This is a genomic window from Streptomyces luteoverticillatus, assembly GCF_003970715.1.
GTDB lineage: Bacteria > Actinomycetota > Actinomycetes > Streptomycetales > Streptomycetaceae > Streptomyces > Streptomyces abikoensis.
In genome coordinates, this window is the sequence record NZ_CP034587.1 from 6625374 (window position 1) to 6645422 (window position 20049).

Here is a 20049-nt window from a genome sequence, read left to right on the forward strand (position 1 = left end):
GGGGTGTTTCACGGCCGGGCGGCGGAGAAGTAGACGCAGCGCCGCGTGATGGTGAACGGGGTGCGCTCGTACAGTTCTTCCAGCGTTTCGGTGAGCAGTTCCGCGGCGATGTGCGGCGCTACCCCGGGTAACGCGGCGGTGGCGAACATCGGGGTCGAGCACAACGCGGTGAGAAAACGCGGGCCGAGGATGAACGCCCGCTCGTCGGTGACGACATGGGTGAATCCGGCCACCGCGAGGGCGGCCTGGTAGTCCTCGGCCGTCCTGCGCAGCCCCGAGGGCCGGCCGGCGACCGACCGGGTCAGGGGGAGTCCGCGCTTCCGGGCGGTGGCGCGGGCCGTGCCGACCAGCTCGGCGTACCGGGGCAGGTCGGCCGGAGACTCCGCGCCCGAGTAGAACGCCGAGTTGAACACCAGGCGCCCGCCGCCGGCGAGGACCCGCCCGATCGCGTCCAGCGCCTCGGCCAGGTCCGGGACGAGATGGACGCAGTTGGCCAGCACGACGACGTCGAAGACCTCCGACGGGAACAGCCGGGAGACGGACGAGGCGTCACCCACGGCGAACCGGGCCCGGTCGCCCAGCCGGGCCCGCGCCGCGTCGAGCAGCGCCGGGTCGGGGTCGACGCCGACCAGGGACGTGGCCGGGTCGCGCCGCAGCAGGAGCTCGCTGACGGCCCCGTCCCCGCACCCCACGTCGAGGACGGCCGGCGCCGGGCCGGCCGGGACCAGGCCGAGCAGCGCGCGGTTCAGTTCGGCGTATTCGGGGTCGCGGCGCAGCGCGGCGTAATCCGAGGACGGTTGCGGGAACGGTGCGTTCATGAATTGACCCTCCGTCGGCCCGGCCGGGAAATGGCGCGGTGCGGATCGAATGACGGGGGCAGACGCTAGCAGCGCGTTTGGCGGGCAACAAGGCAAGTTTTTTCCGGGCCGCCGTCCCGGCCTCCGTGATCAGCGAAAAGATCGCTCCTTCATTTTTGTTTCATCGTGCCCGGATAGCTTCCGCAGGCCACACCGGGGATTTCTCGCCGGGGGTTTATCGAGGAGGGAATCCTTGGAATTCACAGAATTGGGCGACAGCGCCGTTCCCGCCGGCCGACTGGTCTTCTGGACACCGGCCGCCCCGGCCTCGGCCTGGGCCGACGACCCCCGGACGCCCGCGCTCGTCCACGAGCACCACGTGCGCACGGCCGCCGCCCGGGGGCCGGGGTACGTGGAACCCGCCTGGATCGGGGTGTCGTTCGCCGTGGGCCGCGCAGGCCGGCACCAGCTGGGTGCCGCGCTCACGGCCTGGCTGCGCGGGCACGAACACCTGCGCAGCACCCTGGTGCCGACCCCCGGGCACTGCGTGCGTCGTACGCTCCCCGCGGGCGCCGTCACGCTGCGGCAGGAGGACGCCGGCGTCTTCGCCGACGGCGCCTCGGCCCGGCGGCAGATCGAGGCCTTCTTCGACCGGAGGGCCGACCCGCTGGGCTGGCCGCAGATGGTCTTCGCGACGGTCGAGGGCGCGGGCGGGACGACGGTGTTCGCCGGGGCGGATCACGGCGTCGTGGACGCCTACACGCTCGCCATGGTCCCCGGGCAGATCCGCGCCGCCCTGACAGGCCGTGCCGAGGGCCGGGCCGGGCCCACCTACCTGGACTTCGGGGCCGAGGAGCGGGACCTGATCGGCCGGCTGCCGAGAGGGCCCGAGCGCACGGACCACTGGGAGGCCCTGCTCGACGACGCCCGTGGCGGGACGCCCGCGTTCCCCCTGCCGCTCGGGACGTCCGGGACACCGCTCGCACAGCGCAGCGCCTACCGCCGGCTGCTCGACGGACCGGCCGCCGCCAGGTTCGCCGCCGCGTCACGCGCGAGCGGCGGCACCACCGCCGCGGGCATGCTCGCCTGCCTGGCGCTCGCCACGGCGGACGTCGCGGGGGAGCGGCCCCTGGCGGCGATCGGCCTGGCCAACACCCGCACCGGCCCGTGGCGTTCGGCGCCGGGCTGGTTCGTCGGCCTCCACCCGGTGCGGATCCCGGCGGCGGCCGGGGCGCCCTTCGCCGGCACGGTCGCCCTCGCCGCCGCCGAACTGCGCCGGCGCGGGCCCGGACCGGGCAGTTCGCCGCCGCACATCAGCCGGATGCTGCGCCGGGAGATCCGCCCCCGGTTCGTCGTGTCCTATATCGACGTACGCCGCGTGGCGGGCACCCCGCCCCAGCGGGGGGACACGATGCTGCGCAGCCGCGTCCACGGCCCGGCCGAGGTGTACGTGTGGCTGACCAGGAGCGACCACGGCGTGCACCTGTCGACCCGCTTCCCCGACACACCCGTCGCCCGCGCGAACGTCGAACGCTTCGTCCTGGCCACCGCGCACGCCGCCACCCGCGCCGCCGACGGCCACCGGGCCGAAGCCCTGCCCACCCCCGCCTAGGCGCTCCGCTGGAAGTCCGGTACGTCACCTGCGGGTGCGTCGTGGCTGATCGCGCAGTTCCCCGCGCCCCTGACGGGGCGCGGTACCGCAATGGAGAAGGAGCCCCGCAGTGCGTATGACCCAGATCCTCGACTGGCGGCCCGAGCCGGGCGAAGTGATCGAGTTCGAGCCGGCCACCGACCGGGCCCCCGTCCCGCACGACGTGCCCGCGTCGCTCTTCCAGAGGTCGCACTTCGAGCTGGCCGCCGCCCACCGCGCCATCGGGCGACGGCAGTCGCCCTGGGTGGCCATGACGTTCGACCTGGAGGGCCGGGCCGACCTCGACGCGCTCACCGGCGCGTGGCAGGGGCTCGTCCGCCGGCACGAGGCCTTCCACAGCTGGTACGAACCGGAGGACGGGAACCCGGCCGGCTTCCGCCTCCCACCCGATTCGCTCACGGTGCGCCCGGTGCGCGTGGGCGACTTCACGGACGGGGACGACCTGCGCGCCCACGTGCACCGGAGGATCGACGAGCAGACGGCCGTGGGATGGCCGAGCCTGCTGGCCGGAGTGATCCGCCGGGACACGGTGTCCACCGTGTACTTCGCGATCGACCACGCCTACACCGACGGGCACTCGCTGGCGCTGCTGTTCCACGAGCTGCGCGCCCGCTACCACGCGGCCCGTACCGGCGCGGCGCTCCACCTGCCGCCGGCACCCGGCTACCTGGACCACAACCGCCGCGAGCGGGAACGCTCCGCGTCGCTGACGGCGGACTCGCCGGAGCTCGCCACATGGTCGGAGTTCCTGGCCGCGGGGGACGGCGGCTTCCCCGGCTTCCCCGTCGAGCTCGGCAACGACACCGACGAACTGCTGCCCGGCGTACGCCACGCGTACCCGGTGCTCACCAGCGACGAGGCGCGCGCCTTCCGCGCCCACTGCGCCCGGCACGGCGGCGGGTTCGCCGCAGGCGCCTTCGCCGCGCTGGCCCTCGCACAGCGGGAGTTCACCGGCAACGACGTCTACCGTGTGCTCACCGTCGTGTCGACCAGGGGCACCCCCCGGATGCTGCACGCGCACGGCTGGCTGGTGAACTTCGTGCCCCTGATGTTCCGGCTGCCCTCCTCGCCACATCTCGCCGACGCGATCTCCGCCGCGCAGCAGGGCTTCCAGCGCGCCCGCACGGGCTATGACGTGCCGCTGCACCGGGCGCTCGAACTGCTGCTCGACGGCCGGGAGGCCCCGACCATCCCGCCGATGGTGTCCTACCTGGACGGGCGGTCCGTGCCGGGCTCCCGTGACTACCTGAGCGCGGACGCGACGGTCCTGGCCGGCCCCGACAACGCCCGTGGCGTGTCGCTGTGGTTCAACTGGTTCTCCGACCGGGCCGAACTGGTGGTCAGCATGCCCGACACCCCGCAGGCCGCGGCGGGTGTGCCGAAGTACCTGGACCGGGTCAGGGAGATCATGCTCGCCGCGGCGGCCGGCTCGCCGCGCGTGCCCGGCCCGGTCGGCGTCGTCACCGGCACCGGGCGGCGGGTCGCGCAGGGGGTGTGAATCCGGCCTCTCCGGGCAGGAGCCCGTTCTCGCGGAGAAGCGAGGGCGGGCTCCCGCCGTACCGGGGAGCCGTACCGGGAGCGGGCCCGGCGGCTGACCCGATCGGCGGCGCTCTCCCTGCGCGGACGTACGCCCGGTGCCACGGTGAGTCGTGGAGACGGAGGTGGGAGCGGTGCCGGGCGGCCATCCGCTCGCGCGCCGGCCGCGGTGGACCGAGCGCGTGAACCCCGGTGAAGCCCGCAAGAGCACGCTCGAAGGGAGAACCATGTCCGTCAAGGTGTCCGACCATCTCCTGCAGCGCCTGCGCGAATGGGGTGTGGAGCGGGTGTTCGCCTATCCGGGGGACGGCATCAACGGACTGCTGGCCGCGTGGGGCCGGGCCGACGACAAGCCCCGCTTCATCCAGGCGCGCCACGAGGAGATGGCGGCCTTCGAGGCCGTCGGCTACGCCAAGTTCTCCGGCGAGGTGGGCGTGTGCGCGGCCACGTCCGGGCCGGGGGCCATCCACCTCCTCAACGGGCTCTACGACGCCAAACTCGACCACGTGCCCGTGGTCGCCATCGTCGGGCAGACCAACCGCAGCGCCATGGGCGGCTCCTACCAGCAGGAAGTCGACCTCCACACCCTCTTCAAGGACGTCGCCTCGGACTTCTGCGAAGTGGTGACCGTCCCGGAACAGCTGCCCAACGTCCTGGACCGGGCGATGCGCACCGCGCGGGCCAAACGGACCGTGACCGCCCTGATCATCCCGGCGGACGTCCAGGAGCTGGACTACTCCGCGCCGACGCACGCGTTCAAGATGGTGCCGTCCAGCCTGGGCGCCCCCGCGTACGCGCCGGTGCCGGCGGACGAGGAGATCACCCGGGCCGCCGAGCTGATGAACGACGGCGAGAAGGTGGCGATCCTCGTCGGCCAGGGGGCCCGGTCCGCGCGGGCGGAGGTGGAGCGGCTCGCCGACCTCCTCGGCGCCGGCGTGGCCAAGGCGCTGCTCGGCAAGGACGTGCTCCCCGACGATCTGCCGTATGTGACCGGCGCGATCGGCCTGCTGGGCACCCGGCCCTCGTACGAGATGATGCGCGACTGTGACACGCTCGTCGTCGTCGGCTCGAACTTCCCCTACACCCAGTTCCTGCCGGAGTTCGGGCAGGCGCGGGCGGTGCAGATCGACATCGACCCGTTCATGGTGGGGCTGCGCTACCCCTTCGAGATCAACCTCGTCGGCGACGCCCGCGAGACGCTCACCCGCCTGCTGCGGCAGCTGAAGCCGAAGAAGCACGGCGGCTGGCGGCACGGCATCGAGAAGAACACCGCCCGCTGGTGGGAGGTGATGGAACGGCGCGCGGCGGTCGACGCGGACCCCGTCAACCCCGAGTACGTCGTCCACGCGCTGGACAAGCTGCTGCCACGGGACGCGATCATCACGGCGGACTCGGGTTCGGCGGCGAACTGGTACGCGCGGCACCTGCGGATGCGCGGGGACATGCGCGGTTCCCTCTCCGGCACGCTGGCGACGATGGGACCGGGCGTGCCCTACGCGATCGGCGCCAAGTTCGCCCACCCCGACCGGCCCGTCATCGCGCTCGTGGGCGACGGCGCCATGCAGATGAACGGCCTGGCCGAAATGATCACGGCCGCCAAGTACTACCGCGAGTGGCAGGACCCCCGGATGGTCGTCGCCGTCCTCAACAACCACGACCTCAACCAGGTCACCTGGGAGATGCGGGCCATGTCCGGCGCCCCCCAGTTCCTGCCCTCGCAGTCCCTCCCGGACGTGCCGTACGCGGACGTGGCCCGCTCCTTCGGGCTGGACGGCGTGCGCGTCGAGAAACCGGAGGAGGTCACCACCGCGTGGGAGCGGGCCCTCGCCGCCGACAAGCCCTTCGTCATCGACTTCCGCACCGACCCGGCCGTACCGCCCATCCCGCCGCACGCCACCCTCGACCAGATCGAGGCCGCCACGGCCTCCGTCCTCAAGGGCGACAGCGACCGCGCCGCCATGGTCCGGCAGGGGTTCAAGGCGAAGATCCAGGAGATGCTGCCCGGCGGCAAGCACCGGGGGCACGGGACGGAGGAGGGGAAGTGATCCCGCGCTCCCGGAACCCGTTCGCTCCGGCCCGGCTGGCGCGCAACGTCCGCCACGGCCGCTTCGAACGCTCCCTGTCCCTGCTGACGGCGGCCGGCTCGGTCATCACCGCCGCCGAGATCTACCTGGAGCACGACCGGGCCAGCTTCGGCAACCGGGTGATGTGGTGGCCGGTGGTACTGGGCCCGGTCGGGGCGGCCGCCGGCGTCGCCGGGTTCCTCAGCGAACGGATGGCGCGCACCGCGCTGCCCATCGCCTCGGCGGCCATCGCCGCCAACGGCCTCCAGGGCGCGTACCTCCACGTACGCGGCATCGCGGAGAAGCCCGGCGGCTGGTCGCTGGCCCGCTACAACATCGAGACGGGCCCCCCGCTGTTCGCCCCGCTGCTGGTGACCATGGTCGGCGGCATGGGGCTGCTGGCCGCGCTGCTGCGCAGGGAGCGATGACCCGTGGCACGCGAGGGAGGGCGCGGGGGGCCGCCGGGGACGACACCGGGCCGGCGCCCCTCCCGGTTCGCCGGCCATGACGTCCTCGCACAGGCCGGCACCTGGGACGCCACGACCTCGGCCGTGGTGTTCGCCCGCACGGCCCGCCAGCCCGAGCCGCGGTTCTTCACCCTCGCCGAGGAAGCCGTCGCCACCCCGCTCTTCGACCACCTGCTGGCCCAGTGGGACGACCCCAAGGTGCCGGTCCTGGAGATGATCGACGCACGGCTCGCCGAACGGCAGACAGACGGGTGGCGGTTCGAGGACATGCCCGAGGACGACACGGCGTGGCGGCTCTCGCTGCGCGGCCTCGACGACGACGCGCGCGAATGGTACGACGCCCCCTTCGCCGAGCTGCCGCGGGAGCGGCGGGGCGCCCTGATCGAAGCCGTCCGCGCCCGGGGCGCAGGCCGCTGGCGCGGCCTGACGGCCGGTCACGTCTGGGGCCTGTGGACCCGTTACACGGCCACCGCCTTCTACTCCCACCCCTGGGCCTGGAACGAGATCGGCTACGGCGGCCCCGCCTACCCGCGCGGCTATATGCGCCTGGGCCTGGGCCTCCGCGAGCCCTGGGAAGTGCCGGACACCGAACCGGGGGAGGCGCCGCCCGAGGACGACGGGAGCGAGGGCGAGAAGGACGACGACCTGCCCGCGCGGCCCGGCGCGCCGCGCACGGGCATCGCCGGCCTCCTCAGGAGCGCGACCGAGACCCTCCGGCAGACCACCTCCCCCCTGGGCCGGGTGCGCGACCGCAACGCCTCGGCCTGGCTGCTCCCCCGGGGCGACGCCCGCTTCGACCGCCGGCTCGTCGACGGCATGCGGCGCTTCGACGACCGCGACGAGGTGGACCTCGTCGTCGTCGGCTGCGGCGCGGGCGGCGCGACCCTGGCCCAGCGCATGAGCCGGTACGGCTGGTCGGTCGTCTGCCTGGAGGCGGGCCCGTTCTGGGACCCCGACAGCGACTGGGTCAGCGACGAGGCCGCCTCCCACCACCTGTACTGGAACGACCCCCGGGTGATCGCGGGCGAGGACCCCGTCCCCCTGGGCGCGAACAACTCCGGGCGGGGCGTGGGCGGCTCGACCGTCCACTTCGCCGGGTACGCCCCCAGGTTCCACCCCTCCGACTTCCGGACCTACACCGAGGACGGCGTGGGCGCCGACTGGCCGCTGGACTACGCCGACCTGCGGGCCTCGTACGAACGGATCGAGCAGGAGCTCCCGGTGGCCGGGCAGTACTGGCCCTGGGGCGACCCCCACCCCTATCCGCACGCGCCGCACCCCGTGGGCGGCAACGGGGAGGTGTTCCTGCGCGGCGCCGCGGCGCTGGGCCTCGAGGCCCGCGTGGGGCCGGTCGCCATCACCAACGGCCGCTTCGGCAACCGCCCGCACTGCGTCTACCGGGGCTTCTGCCTCCAGGGCTGCAAGGTCAACGCCAAGGCGTCCACCCTGATCACCCATGTGCCCGACGCCCTCGCCCACGGCGCGGAGATCCGCGCCCAGTGCATGGTCACCGGCGTCGAACTGGACGAACAAGGGCGCCTGGCCACCGGCGTCCGCTACGTCCGCGACGGCCGCGAACGGTTCCAGCGCGCCCGTACCGTCGCCGTCGCCGGATACTCCATCGAGACGCCGCGCCTGCTGCTGAACTCCACCAGTCGGCGCTTCCCCGACGGCCTGTGCAATGACCACGACCTCGTCGGCCGCTATGTGATGGTGCAGGGCGCGCCCCAGACCTCGGGCCGGTTCACGGAGGAGGTGCGCTCCTACAAGGCGCCGCCGCCGGAGGTCACCAGCGAGGAGTTCTACGAGACCCGCTCCGACCGGCCCTACCGGCGCGGCTTCTCTATCCAGAACGTCTCGCCCCTGCCCATCGTCTGGGCCGAACACGTCACCGCCCAGGGCCACTGGGGCGAGGACCTGCGCCGCTACATGCGCGACTACGTCCACTGGGCCACCCTAGGCGCCCTGTGCGAGCTGCTGCCGCAGCCCGGCAACCGCGTCACCCTCGCCGAGGAGAAGGACCGTTACGGGCTCCCGGTGGCCCACTTCAGCTACAGCCAGTGCGAGAACGACCGGCAGGTGATCCGGGCGGCGGAGGCGGTGATGGAGGACATCCTGCGGGCCGCCGGGGCGAGCGAGGTGATGACGATCAACCGGTACGCGCACCTCGTCGGCGGCTGCCGCATGGCGCGCGACGCCGAGCACGGCGTCGTGGACGCGGACCTGCGCACCTTCGCGGTGCCCAACCTGCTCCTCACGGACGGCAGCGTGCTCCCCACCCAAGGCAGCGCCAATCCCGCGCTGACCATCATGGCGCTCGTGGACCGCGCTGCCGGAAGGCTGGCCGCCGGGGCCCGCGCCGGACTCCGCACCCCAGCCGGGGGCCGGCGATGACCCCGGTGGTGGGCGGTGTCGAGACCGCCGTCTACACCGTCCCCACGGACGGGCCGGAAGCCGACGGAACGCTGGCCTGGAACTCGACGACCCTCGTCCTGGCCACCGTCCTCTCCGAAGGCACCACCGGCCTCGGCTACACCTACGGCGCGCCCGCCACGGCCGACGTGATCGCCTCAGAGCTCGCCCCGCTCCTCGTCGGCCACAGCGCCTGGGACGTCCCCGCCGCGCAGGAGACGATGAGCCGGGCGGTGCGCAACATGGGCCGGCCCGGGCTGGTCGCGGGCGCGATCTCCGCCGTGGACCTGGCCCTGTGGGACCTCAAGGCCCGGCTGCTGGACCTCCCCCTCGTCCGGCTCCTCGGCGCCCACCGGGCGGAGGTCCCCGTCTACGGCAGCGGCGGCTTCACCACGTACGACGACGAGCGGCAGGACCGCCAACTGCGGCACTGGGCCTCGGAACAGGGCATTCCACGCGTCAAGATCAAGATCGGGGAGGACCGGGGCCGGGGGGAGGGCCGCGACCGGCACCGCGTCGCCCGCGCACGCGGGAGCGTCGGGGACGGCGTGGAGCTCTACGTCGACGCCAACGGCGCCTACACCCGCAAACAGGCCGTCCGCGTCGCCCGGTACCTCGACGACCACGGCGTCACCTGGTTCGAGGAACCGGTCTCCTCCGACGACCTGGCCGGCCTGGCCCTCGTCCGCGCCGCGACCGCCGTGGACGTGACAGCCGGTGAATACGGCTACACGCTGCCGTACTTCGGCGCGATGCTGGCCGCCGGAGCCGTGGACTGCCTCCAGGCCGACGCCACCCGCTGCGGCGGCCCCACGGTCTGGCTGCGCGCCGCCGCCCTGGCGGAGGCCCGCGGACTCCACGTGTCGGCGCACTGCGCCCCTCACGCCCACGCCCACATGGCGGCCGCCGTGCCCAACCTCCGGCACGTGGAGTGGTTCCACGACCACGTCCGGATCGAGAACCTGCTCTTCGACGGGACCCTCGACCCCGAAGGAGGCGTCATCCACCCCGGCCGGGACGGCACCCCCGGACACGGGCTGACGCTGCGCAACGACCGGGCCGGCCCCTACCGCGTCCGCTGACCCACGCACCCGGCGAGAACACACGCACACGAGCGAGAAAAGGCGAGAAAAGGGCAGACACCATGCACGAGACGGCCTCGGCGGCGACCCCGCCCCCCACCGGCGGCTCACCCCGCGAGCCGCGGAGCCGGACGCGGGGGTGAAGGTCTCCACCGCTCAGGCCGAGCCCGCCACGCCGCTCGCGCCCGGCCCCGGGCCCGGCGCGAAGGGGCTCAGGGCCGGTGCCCTGGGGCTGTTCTCCTCGGTGGCCATCGGCATGGCCTCCACCGCCCCCGCGTACAGCCTGGCGGCCACACTCGGCCTGATCGTGGCCGGCGTCGGCCTCCAGGCACCGATCATCACCATGCTGGCCTTCGTCCCCATGCTGCTGATCGCGTACGCCTTCCGGGAGCTCAACGCGACCGACGCCGACTGCGGAACCACCTTCACCTGGGCCTCCCGCGCCTTCGGCCCGCGCGTCGGCTGGATGGGCGGCTGGGGCATCATCGTCGCCGACATCATCGCCATGGCGAACCTCGCCGAGATCGCCGGCATCTACGGCTTCCGGCTCCTGGGGTACGACTCGCTCGCCGGAAGCCGGCTGTGGACCACCGTCGCCGGCATCGCCTGGATCGCCCTGACGACCGCCGTCTGCTACGTCGGCATCCAGGTGTCGGCCGTCCTCCAGTGCTGGATGGTGTGCGTCGAGGTCGTCGTGCTGCTCCTGTTCGCCGTCACCGCCCTGGTCAGGGTCTACGGCACCGGCGCCCCGCCGACGTCGCTGCCCGTCTCCGCCTCCTGGTTCAACCCCCTCCACGTCCCCTCCGCCAAGGCCCTCACCGAGGGCATCCTCGCCGCCGTCTTCATCTACTGGGGCTGGGACACCGCCGTCGCCGTCAACGAGGAGACCGCCGACAGCAGGAACACCCCCGGGCGGGCCGCGGTCGTCTCCACCGTGCTCCTGCTCGTCGTCTACGCCCTGGTGGCGACCTCGGCACAGGCGTTCGCCGGCATCGGCACCGACGGCACCGGCCTCGGCAACGCGGCCAACGCCGGCGACGTCCTCTCCGGCCTGGGCGGCGCCGTCTTCGGCACCCAGGGCTCAGGCTGGTTCCTCACCAAGCTGCTCATCTTCACCGTGCTGACCTCGGCGGTCGCCTCCACCCAGACCACGATCCTGCCCCTGGCCCGCACCGTCTTCTCCATGGCCGCCCACAAGGCCGTCCCCTCCCGCTTCGCCCGCGTCCACCACAGATTCCTCACCCCCACCTGGTCCACCGTCGGCGTGGGCGCCGTCTCCATCGGCTTCTTCGCCCTGCTCACCGTCATCAGCGGCGACGTCCTCGCCGACTCCATCAAGGCCGTCGGCCTCGCGATCGCCTTCTACTACGGCCTCACCGGCTTCGCCTGCGTCTGGTACTACCGCGCCCTGCTCACCCGCAGCCCCCGCGACTTGCTGTACAAGGGACTGCTGCCGGGCCTCGGCGGGCTCATGATGCTCTGCCTGTTCTGCTACGCCGCCTTCGTCGTCTACGCCGACCCCCACTACGGCGCGACCTCCTTCGACCTGCCGATCATCGGACGGACCGGCGGCGTGAGCGTCGTGGGCCTCGGCGCCCTGCTCATCGGCGTCGTCCTGATGCTCGTCATCACCCGCGAGCACACCGCCGCCCTCAACCTCCAGCGCGACCTGCTGCCCCGACACCTGCCCGCGCTCACCGGCGTCGAGACGGCCAGCCGCTACCTGCCCGCCGACAGCCGCTCCGGCGTGGGCGGCGACTGGTTCGACGTCATCCCGCTCTCCAGCGCCCGGGTCGGCCTGGTCGTCGGGGACGTCATCGGCCACGGGCTGAGCGCCGCCGCCACCATGGGCCGACTGCGCACCAGCGTCCGCGTCCTGGCCCGGCTCGACCTGCCGCCGGACGAACTCCTCGACCGCCTGGACGACGTGGTCGGCCAGAACGCCGAGGAACAGGCCGCCGAGGAACGGGCGCGCGGCCACGCCCGCGCCGGGCCGGACACCGGCCGCGACGAGGCCCTCGGCGTCACCTGCCTGTACGCCGTGTACGACCCGGTGTCCGGATTTTGCAGCATGGCGCGCGCGGGACACTCGCCGCCCGCCGTCGTCGACCCGGGCTGCGGCGCCGTCAGCTACCCGGACCTCCCGGCGGGACCGCCCCTGGGCCTGGGCGGCCCGCCCTTCCAGAGCACGGAATTCCACCTGCCCGACGGCAGCCTGCTCGCCCTGTTCACCGACGGGCTCGTCCAGACCCCCGACCACGACACCGAGACCGGGCTCCGCCTGCTCACCCGCGTCCTCACCCACTGCCACCGCCCCCTCGAGGAGCTCTGCGACCGCACCGTCGCCGCCCTGCTGCCCGGCCCGGTGGACGACGACGCCGCCCTGCTCCTGGCCCGCGCCCGGCGGCTCGGCGAACACCAGGTGGCCGTCTGGGAACTGGAAGCCGAACCGACCGCCGTCGCGGACGCCCGGGCCGCCACGACCCGCCGGCTGCGCGAATGGGGCCTCGACGACCTGGCGTTCACGACCGAACTGATCGTCAGCGAGCTGGTCACCAACGCCGTCCGCTACGCCGCCGGCGGTCCCGTCCACGTCCGGCTGATCCGCGACAGCAGCCTCGTCTGCGAGGTCTCCGACACCGGCCACACGGCGCCCAACCTGCGCCACGCCGCCGCCGACGACGAGGGCGGCCGGGGCCTGTTCATCATCGCCCAGATCACCCAGCGCTGGGGCACCCGCTACACCCCCACCGGCAAGACCATCTGGACCGACCAGCCCCTGCCGGCGACGGAGTGAGAACCACTCCCCGACTACTCCCTGCTCCCGAAGTCCTGTGTCCAGAAGGGCCCTTCGGGGCCGGCGGCGACACCGACGCCCAGCTCCCGGAACGAGCAGTCGAGGATGTTCTCCCGGTGGCCCGCGCTGCCCATCCAGGCGTCCATCACCGCGGCCGGGGTCGCCTGGCCGCGGGCGATGTTCTCCCCGTAGGCGTCCCAGTGGTAGCCGGCCGCGGATATCCGGCTCCCGGGGCCCGCGCCGCCCGGGTCCGTGTGGCTGAAGAAGTGCCCCTCGGCCATGTCGTCGGAGTGCTTCTGGGCGGCGGCGGTCAGCTGGGGGCTCACCCGCAGCGGCGAGCAACCAGCGGCATACCGCTGGGCGTTGACAAGGGTGACGATCTCCTTCCGGAGGGACTCCGTCGTCGCCGCCTGGGCGGCGGGCGGCCGGACGAGGCCGCAGACGGCGACGGTGGCGAGGGCGGTGGCGAGGGCGAGCGGGGCCGGACGGAGGGCGTGGATCGCCGGACGAGGGCGCACGAGGACTCCCGGTGGTCGAGGCCGGCTCTTCGCGGGAGGGCAGGGCAGGGCGGGGCGAAGGGGCCGGAGCGGCGTGACGGCCGTTCCAGGATTCCCGACGCTCCGGGTCCGGTGAACCGGCGTTTCGCCGCTGACGGGGGCGCGCGGCGGGGCCCGTGCGGGACTGGGCGCGCCGCGGTCGTTCTGTTGCGGCGGCTGCGACGCGTGGGATCCCCGTGCGCGGCCCCGGGGCGGTCAGGCCCCCCAGGTCCAGTCGGCGACCTCCGGGAGGTCCGTGCCGTGTTCGCGGATCCACGTGTGGTGGCGGGTCCGGGCGTCCTCCATGGCTTGGCGCACCCCGGTGGCGCGGACGGCGAGGCCGGGGACGCGGTCGATGACGTCCATGACGAGGCGGTAGCGGTCGAGGTCGTTGCGCACGACCATGTCGAAGGGCGTCGTCGTGGTGCCGATCTCCTTGTAGCCGCGGACGTGGAGGTTGGCGTGGCCGGCGCGGCGGTAGGCGAGGCGGTGGATGAGCCAGGGGTAGCCGTGGTAGGCGAAGATGACCGGTTTGTCGGTGGTGAAGAGGGCGTCGTACTCGCGGTCCGGCATCCCGTGGGGGTGCTCCTCGGTCGGCAGCAGCCGGGCCAGGTCGACGACGTTGACCACGCGGAGCGTCAGCCCCGGCAGATGGCGGCGGAGGAGCTGGGCGGCGGCCAGGACCTCCTGGGTGGGGACGTCCCCGGCGCAGGCGAGGACGGCGTCGGGTTCGCGGGTGCCGTCCTCGGTGCCGGCCCATGCCCAGGTGCCGGCGCCCCGGGCGCAGTGGGCGCGGGCTTGTTCCAGGCTCAGCCAGTCGAAGCAGGGCTGTTTGCCGGCGACGACGACGTTGACGTAATCGCGGCTGCGCAGCACGTGCTCGGCCACCGACAGCAGGGTGTTGGCGTCCGGCGGGAGGTAGACCCGTACGGCTTCGGGGCTCTTGTTGAGGATGTGGTCGATGAAGCCGGGGTCCTGGTGGGAGAAGCCGTTGTGGTCCTGACGCCAGACGTGCGAGGTGAGGAGGTAGTTGAGGGAGGCGATGGGTCGGCGCCAGGGGAGGCGGCGGGTGACGCGCAGCCATTTGACGTGCTGGTTGACCATGGAGTCGACGATGTGGACGAACGCCTCGTAGCAGGAGAACAGCCCGTGCCGGCCGGTGAGGAGATAGCCCTCCAGCCAGCCCTGGCAGGTGTGTTCGGACAGGATCTCCATGACGCGGCCCTGCCGGTCGAGGTGCTCGTCGACGGGCAGTACCTCGGCCTGCCATGCCTTGCCGGTGGCCCGGTAGACGGCCTGGAGCCGGTTGGAGGCCGTCTCGTCGGGGCCGACGAGCCGGAAGTCACGGCGCTCGCGGGTGGCCTCCATGACGTTCGCCAGCAGTTCGCCCAGGACGCGGGTGGGTTCGTGGAGGCTCGCGCCGGGCTTGTCCACCGGCACCGCGAAGCGCTCCAGCGGGGGCAGGGGCAGTTCGCGCAGCAGCAGGCCGCCGTTGGCGTGCGGGCTCGCCCCGAGCCTGCGGGTGCCCTCGGGAACGCAGGCGAGCACCTCGGGCCGTGGCCGGCCCCGCTCGTCGAAGAGCTCCTCCGGGCGGTACGAGCGCAGCCAGGCCTCCAGTTGCTCCAGGTGCTCGGGGTTGTCGCGGACCCCGGCCAGCGGCACCTGGTGGGCGCGCCAGGTGCCCTCGACGGGCAGGCCGTCGACCTCGGCGGGACCGGTCCAGCCCTTGGGCGTACGCAGGACGATCACCGGCCAGCGGGGGCGCCCGGTGGCGCTTTCCCGCCGGGCGGCGCGCTGGACGACGGCGATCCGGTCGAGGGCGGTGTCCAGGGCGGCGGCCATGGCCCGGTGGACGGTCAGGGGGTCGTCGCCGGTGACGTGGAGGGGTTCGTGGCCGTAGCCGCGCAGCAGGTCGTCCAGCTCCTGTTCGGGGAGGCGGGCGAGGACGGCCGGGTTGGCGATCTTGTAGCCGTTGAGGTGGAGGATCGGCAGGACCGCCCCGTCGTGGACGGGGTCGAGGAACTTGTTGGAGTGCCAGGAGGCGGCCAGCGGCCCGGTCTCGGCCTCGCCGTCGCCGATGACGCAGGCGACGAGCAGGTCCGGGTTGTCGAAGGCGGCTCCGTAGGCGTGGGAGAGGGAGTAGCCCAGCTCCCCGCCCTCGTGGATCGATCCCGGTGTCTCGGGGGCGACGTGGCTGGGCACGCCGCCGGGGAAGGAGAACTGCCGGAACAGCCGTTCCATGCCCGCCGCGTCACGGCCGACGTCGGGGTAGGTCTCGGCGTAGGTCCCCTCCAGCCACGAGTTGGCCAGTACCGCGGGGCCGCCGTGGCCCGGCCCCCAGACGCACAGGGCGTCCAGGTCGCGGGCCCGGATGACGCGGTTGAGGTGGGTGTGGACGAGGTTCAGGCCCGGCGAGGTGCCCCAGTGCCCCAGCAGCCGGGGCTTGACGTGCTCGCGACGCAACGGCTCCCGCAGCAGGGGATTGCCCATCAGGTAGATCTGCCCGACGGCCAGGTAGTTCGCGGCCCGCCAATGGGCGTCCAGGCCCCGTAGCTCCTGGTCGGTGAGGGTGCCGACCGGGGCCGGGGTGGTGGCCGGGGTGGTGGTGGCCTCCCGCATGACAGCCTCCGGGAAAGGGGACGGGCGTGCGACGATGCCGTCCCAGCTTGCTCCTCGCCCCGGGCGGGGTGAAGACCGCCCTGCCGGAATCGGACTCGGGTCCGGTGGATTCAGGCCCGGTGGACTCAGGTCTGGCTGTCGCGCCTCAGCTTGGCCGCCCGCTCGGCGGCCTTGAGAGCACGGTCGAGAGACTCCGCCGTGCCCCGCTTCGCCTCACGCATCGCCTCCTCCTCCAGCTCCGTGATCTCCTGGGACCGGTGGGCGGCGTCGCGTGATTCGGCGGCCGGTTCTGCTTTCTCGCGCTTGTCCTTGTCGCGCGGGGTGTCGCCCATGCGGATCAGTCCTTCCGTGAGCCGTGACCTGCCTGGCGATCCTCCGGCCAACATCGCACGGTCCGTCCAGCCCCGCCAACGCACATCGGCCGTCTCCGGTACGCGTTTCCCGATCCGCACGAGTCATGCGGTTTTGGTCCGGCCGTCGAGGGCACCCGAAGGGACCGGAAGGAACGGTTCATCGCGACCTGACGAGAGGAAGGGCTCACGTGGCCGCCCATCACGAGCCGTCGCACCGGGACGCCCGGACGGCAGAGGACCCGAAGGACGAACAGCTGACGTGTTTCCGCGCGGCGCCGGAGCACGACGCCCTCACCACCGACCAGGGCGTACGCGTCGACGACACCGACAACGCGCTGCGCGCCGGCACCCGGGGCCCGACCCTGCTGGAGGACTTCCACAACCGTGAGAAGATCACGCACTTCGACCACGAGCGGATCCCCGAGCGGGTCGTCCACGCCCGTGGCGCCGGGGCGTACGGGTACTTCGAGCCGTACGCGTCCCTGAGCGAGTACACCTGCGCCGACTTCCTCGCCGAGGCGGGCCGCCGCACCCCGGTGTTCGTGCGTTTCTCCACCGTCCAGGGCCCGCGCGGCTCGGCCGACACCGTCCGTGACGTACGGGGTTTCGCCACCAAGTTCTACACCCGCGAGGGCAACTACGACCTGGTCGGCAACAACATGCCGGTGTTCTTCATCCAGGACGCCGTCAAGTTCCCCGACTTCGTGCACGCGGTGAAGATGGAGCCGCAGCACGAGATGCCGACGGGGGGCTCGGCCCACGACACCTTCTGGGACTTCGCCTCCCTCCAGCCCGAGACCACCCACATGCTGATGTGGCTGATGTCGGACCGGGCCATCCCGCGCAGCTTCCGGATGATGCAGGGCTTCGGGGTGCACACCTTCCGGTTCGTGACCGCCGACGGGCGGGGCACCTTCGTGAAGTTCCACTGGAAACCCCTGCTGGGCGTCCACTCGCTCGTCTGGGACGAGGCCCAGATCGCCGCAGGCCGCGACCCCGACTTCAACCGGCGGGACCTGTGGGAGGCCATCGAGGCCGGCTCGTACCCCGAGTGGGAGCTGGGTGTCCAGCTGGTCCCGGAGGAGGACGAGTTCTCCTTCGACTTCGACCTGCTCGACGCCACGAAGATCATCCCCGAGGAGCAGGTGCCGGTCCGCCCCGTCGGCAGGCTGGTCCTGAACCGCAACCCGCAGAACTTCTTCGCCGAGACCGAACAGGTCGCCTTCCACACGGCGAACGTCGTGCCCGGCATCGACTTCACCAACGATCCGCTGTTGCAGGGGCGCAACTTCTCGTACCTCGACACCCAGCTGATCCGGCTCGGCGGCCCGAACTTCAGCCAGATCCCCGTCAACCGTCCGCTCGCCGACGTCAACCACAACCACCGGGACGGCTACGGACAGCAGATCATCCACCCGGGCACCAACTACTTCCCCAACTCGCTGGGCGGCGGCTGCCCCGCCCACGCCGGCGCGGGCGGCGGCCCCGGCGTGTTCCGGCACTACGCGGAACGCGTCGAAGGGCAGAAGATCAGGGAGCGCAGCCCCAGCTTCCAGGACCACTACAGCCAGGCCGCGCTCTTCTGGAACAGCATGGCCGAGTGGGAACGGCGCCACATCGTGGAGGCCTTCCGCTTCGAACTGGGCAAGGTCGAGTCCGGCCCGGTCCGCGAGCGCATGGTCGGCAACCTGACCCATGTCAACGGCGACCTGGCCGCGGCCGTCGCCGACGGGCTGGGGCTGCCCGCCCCGGAGGCCGAGGCCGGCATCACCGCGGCGTCGTCGCCCGCCCTGAGCCAGGAGAACCTGCGCGGGGAGAACGCCGCCCGGACGCGCAAACTCGCCGTCCTCGTCGCCGCCGGCACGGACGCCGGCCAGGTCGCCTCGGTCCGCGAGCGGCTGACGGACAGCGGTGTGCTGGTGGAGGTCCTGGCCGCCAAGGACGGTGAGGTACCGGCCGTCGGCGGCGGGACCGTGAAGGTCGACCGGGCGCTGCCCACCATGGCCTCCGTCCTCTACGACGCCGTGCTCGTCCCGGACGGCGCCGAGGCCGTGAACGCGCTCGCCGCCGAACCGGCGGCCGTGCGCTTCGTCGAGGAGGCCTACCGCCACGGCAAGCCCCTGGCCGTCCTCGGCGAGGCCACCCGTCTGCTCACCGCGGCCAAACTGCCCGGGGACGTCGTCCTGGGCGAGGCGGCGGCGGAGTACGGCATCCTCACGGCCAACGGCACGGCGGCCCCCGGGGAACTGGCCGACGCGCTGGTCCAGGCCCTGGAACAGCACCGCTTCCCGTACCGCCCCGGACTGCTGAACTGAAGCGGGCCGGACCGCGGCGGGGGCCGGGCCCTTCCCGCGCCCCGCCCCGCACGACAGACGGGTTTACCGCGGCGGTGTCCGGCAACCCGACGCTGGATGGGCCCCGTACGCCCGAGACCCGTACTGCCCGAGCCCCGTACTTCCGAGGAGGGACGCGCCCATGCCGAGCCCTGACGACGCCCCCGGGCGTCTGCGACGGAACCTGGAGGAGGAAGGCGAGGCCTACACCGGCGGTGAGGACCACCCCTTGGGGGCCTACGCCGGAGCGATGGGCGTCTACGTGGCCTCGATCGCCGCGCTGGCGGCCGCCGCCGGAATGGTCTTCGCGCCGCGCGCGACACGGCTGGCGACGGCGACGCTCACCGCGCTCGCCTGCTCGGACCTGCTGCACTTCGCGCGCGTGCGGACGCAGCGGACCGCCGAGGAATGAGGGGCCCGGCGGCGTGCCCGCCTCCCCGGGGCGAGCTCTCCGCGGCACTGGCCGAGACCCTCGCCCACGCCCCGGGCCGCCGAGCGCTGCCCGGCCCCGGGCTCGCCGAGCGGGCGGACGTGTACGGGGACGACCTCCAGCTCGCCCTGCACCTCTGTTACGAGCTCCACTACCGGGGCTGGGCGGGCGTCGACGAGCGCTGGGAGTGGGACCCGGCGCTGCTGGAACTGCGTCAGACCCTGGAGCGGCGCTTCCTGTTCGCCCTCCGCGCCGACGTCCCGCAAGCCGGTGACGTGGAGGACGCCCTGCGGGAACTGGTGCTGGACCGGGCGGACGGCCAGGACGTGACACGGTTCCTGCGGGACCAGGGCGAGCGGTGGCACCTGCGCGAGTACGCGGCCCACCGGTCGCTCTACCAGCTGAAGGAGGCCGATCCCCACGCGTGGATGATCCCCCGGCTGACAGGCCGGGCCAAGGCCGCCCTGGTCACCGTCGAGTACGAGGAGTTCGGCGCCGGCCGTGCCGAGCGGGTGCACGCGGAGCTCTTCGCCGGCCTGCTGCGGGACCTGGACCTCGACGACTCCTACGGCCACTACGCGCCCGCCGTCCCGGCCGTCACCCTGGCCACCGTCAACCTCATGTCGCTCCTGGGGCTGCACCGGGTCCACCGGGGCGCCCTGGCCGGGCACTTCGCCGTCCTGGAGTGCACCTCCCCGCCCGGCTCCCGCCGGCTCGTCGAGGCGCTGCGACGACTGGGCGCGGGGGAGGCGGCCATCGGCTTCTACGCCGAGCACGTCGAGGCGGACGCCGTGCACGAACAACTCGTCCGCCACGAGGTCATCGGCGACCTGCTGGAGAAGGAGCCCCGGCTGGCGCCGGACGTCGCCTTCGGGATCGCCGCCACCGTATGGCTCGAGGAGCGCCTCGCCGAGCACCTCCTCACCGCGTGGAAGGCGGGCAGGAGCTCCCTGCGCGCACCCCTCGACTGATC

14 protein-coding genes are annotated in these 20049 nt (G+C 73.1%); 10 read left to right on the forward strand and 4 right to left on the reverse strand.

The features are described 5' to 3' along the window. Positions 1-8: 8 nt before the first annotated feature. On the reverse strand, positions 9-818 hold the full coding sequence (locus EKH77_RS29420; RefSeq protein WP_126917276.1) for a class I SAM-dependent methyltransferase: 810 nt from the start codon (positions 816-818) through the stop codon (positions 9-11). Positions 819-1050: 232 nt separating this feature from the next. Here EKH77_RS29420 and EKH77_RS29425 point away from each other — a divergent pair, with 232 nt between their 5' ends. From EKH77_RS29425 to EKH77_RS33430, 7 genes are all read left to right on the forward strand, one after another. Further along, on the forward strand, positions 1051-2409 hold the full coding sequence (locus EKH77_RS29425) for a condensation protein (protein ID WP_126917277.1): 1359 nt from the start codon (positions 1051-1053) through the stop codon (positions 2407-2409). A 115-nt stretch (positions 2410-2524) separates the two neighbouring features. Continuing rightward, the gene (locus EKH77_RS29430) at positions 2525-3946 is read left to right on the forward strand and encodes a condensation domain-containing protein (protein ID WP_240667814.1); all 1422 of its coding nucleotides are present in this window, start codon (positions 2525-2527) and stop codon (positions 3944-3946) included. 265 nt (positions 3947-4211) lie between these two features. After that, positions 4212-6029, forward strand: coding sequence for a thiamine pyrophosphate-requiring protein (locus EKH77_RS29435; RefSeq protein WP_126917279.1), 1818 nt, complete (start codon positions 4212-4214; stop codon positions 6027-6029). Next, positions 6026-6475, forward strand: a complete 450-nt coding sequence (locus tag EKH77_RS29440) for a hypothetical protein (RefSeq protein WP_240667597.1) — start codon at positions 6026-6028, stop codon at positions 6473-6475. Before EKH77_RS29435 ends, EKH77_RS29440 begins: the two co-directional genes overlap by 4 nt. A 3-nt stretch (positions 6476-6478) precedes the next feature. Continuing rightward, a complete protein-coding gene (locus tag EKH77_RS29445; RefSeq protein ID WP_126917280.1) occupies positions 6479-8908 on the forward strand; it encodes a GMC family oxidoreductase in 2430 nt (809 codons plus the stop codon). Further along, on the forward strand, positions 8905-10008 hold the full coding sequence (locus EKH77_RS29450) for an enolase C-terminal domain-like protein (RefSeq protein ID WP_126917281.1): 1104 nt from the start codon (positions 8905-8907) through the stop codon (positions 10006-10008). Before EKH77_RS29445 ends, EKH77_RS29450 begins: the two co-directional genes overlap by 4 nt. A gap of 139 nt (positions 10009-10147) precedes the next feature. Next, positions 10148-12805: an amino acid permease gene (locus EKH77_RS33430; protein WP_240667598.1), complete on the forward strand. Its 2658-nt coding sequence runs from the start codon at positions 10148-10150 to the stop codon at positions 12803-12805. 14 nt (positions 12806-12819) lie between these two features. On the opposite strand, the gene EKH77_RS29460 is transcribed toward EKH77_RS33430, so the two are convergent. The 3 genes from EKH77_RS29460 to EKH77_RS29470 form a co-directional block, all read right to left on the reverse strand. Continuing rightward, complete coding sequence (locus EKH77_RS29460; RefSeq protein ID WP_126917282.1) at positions 12820-13323, reverse strand: CAP domain-containing protein; 504 nt, start codon at positions 13321-13323, stop codon at positions 12820-12822. Positions 13324-13557: 234 nt separating this feature from the next. After that, on the reverse strand, positions 13558-15960 hold the full coding sequence (locus tag EKH77_RS29465) for a phosphoketolase family protein (protein ID WP_126917283.1): 2403 nt from the start codon (positions 15958-15960) through the stop codon (positions 13558-13560). 125 nt (positions 15961-16085) lie between these two features. After that, positions 16086-16292, reverse strand: a complete 207-nt coding sequence (locus tag EKH77_RS29470; RefSeq protein ID WP_126917284.1) for a hypothetical protein — start codon at positions 16290-16292, stop codon at positions 16086-16088. A 209-nt stretch (positions 16293-16501) separates the two neighbouring features. On the opposite strand from EKH77_RS29470, the gene EKH77_RS29475 reads away from it, so the two are divergent. The 3 genes from EKH77_RS29475 (at position 16502) to EKH77_RS29485 (ending at position 20047) form a co-directional block, all read left to right on the forward strand. Next, complete coding sequence (locus EKH77_RS29475) at positions 16502-18628, forward strand: catalase (protein ID WP_417923921.1); 2127 nt, start codon at positions 16502-16504, stop codon at positions 18626-18628. A gap of 160 nt (positions 18629-18788) precedes the next feature. Beyond that, positions 18789-19058, forward strand: coding sequence for a hypothetical protein (locus EKH77_RS29480; RefSeq protein ID WP_126917285.1), 270 nt, complete (start codon positions 18789-18791; stop codon positions 19056-19058). After that, on the forward strand, positions 19055-20047 hold the full coding sequence (locus tag EKH77_RS29485) for an iron-containing redox enzyme family protein (RefSeq protein WP_126917286.1): 993 nt from the start codon (positions 19055-19057) through the stop codon (positions 20045-20047). The genes EKH77_RS29480 and EKH77_RS29485 overlap by 4 nt, the downstream gene beginning before the upstream one ends. The last annotated feature ends 2 nt before the right edge of the window (positions 20048-20049 follow it).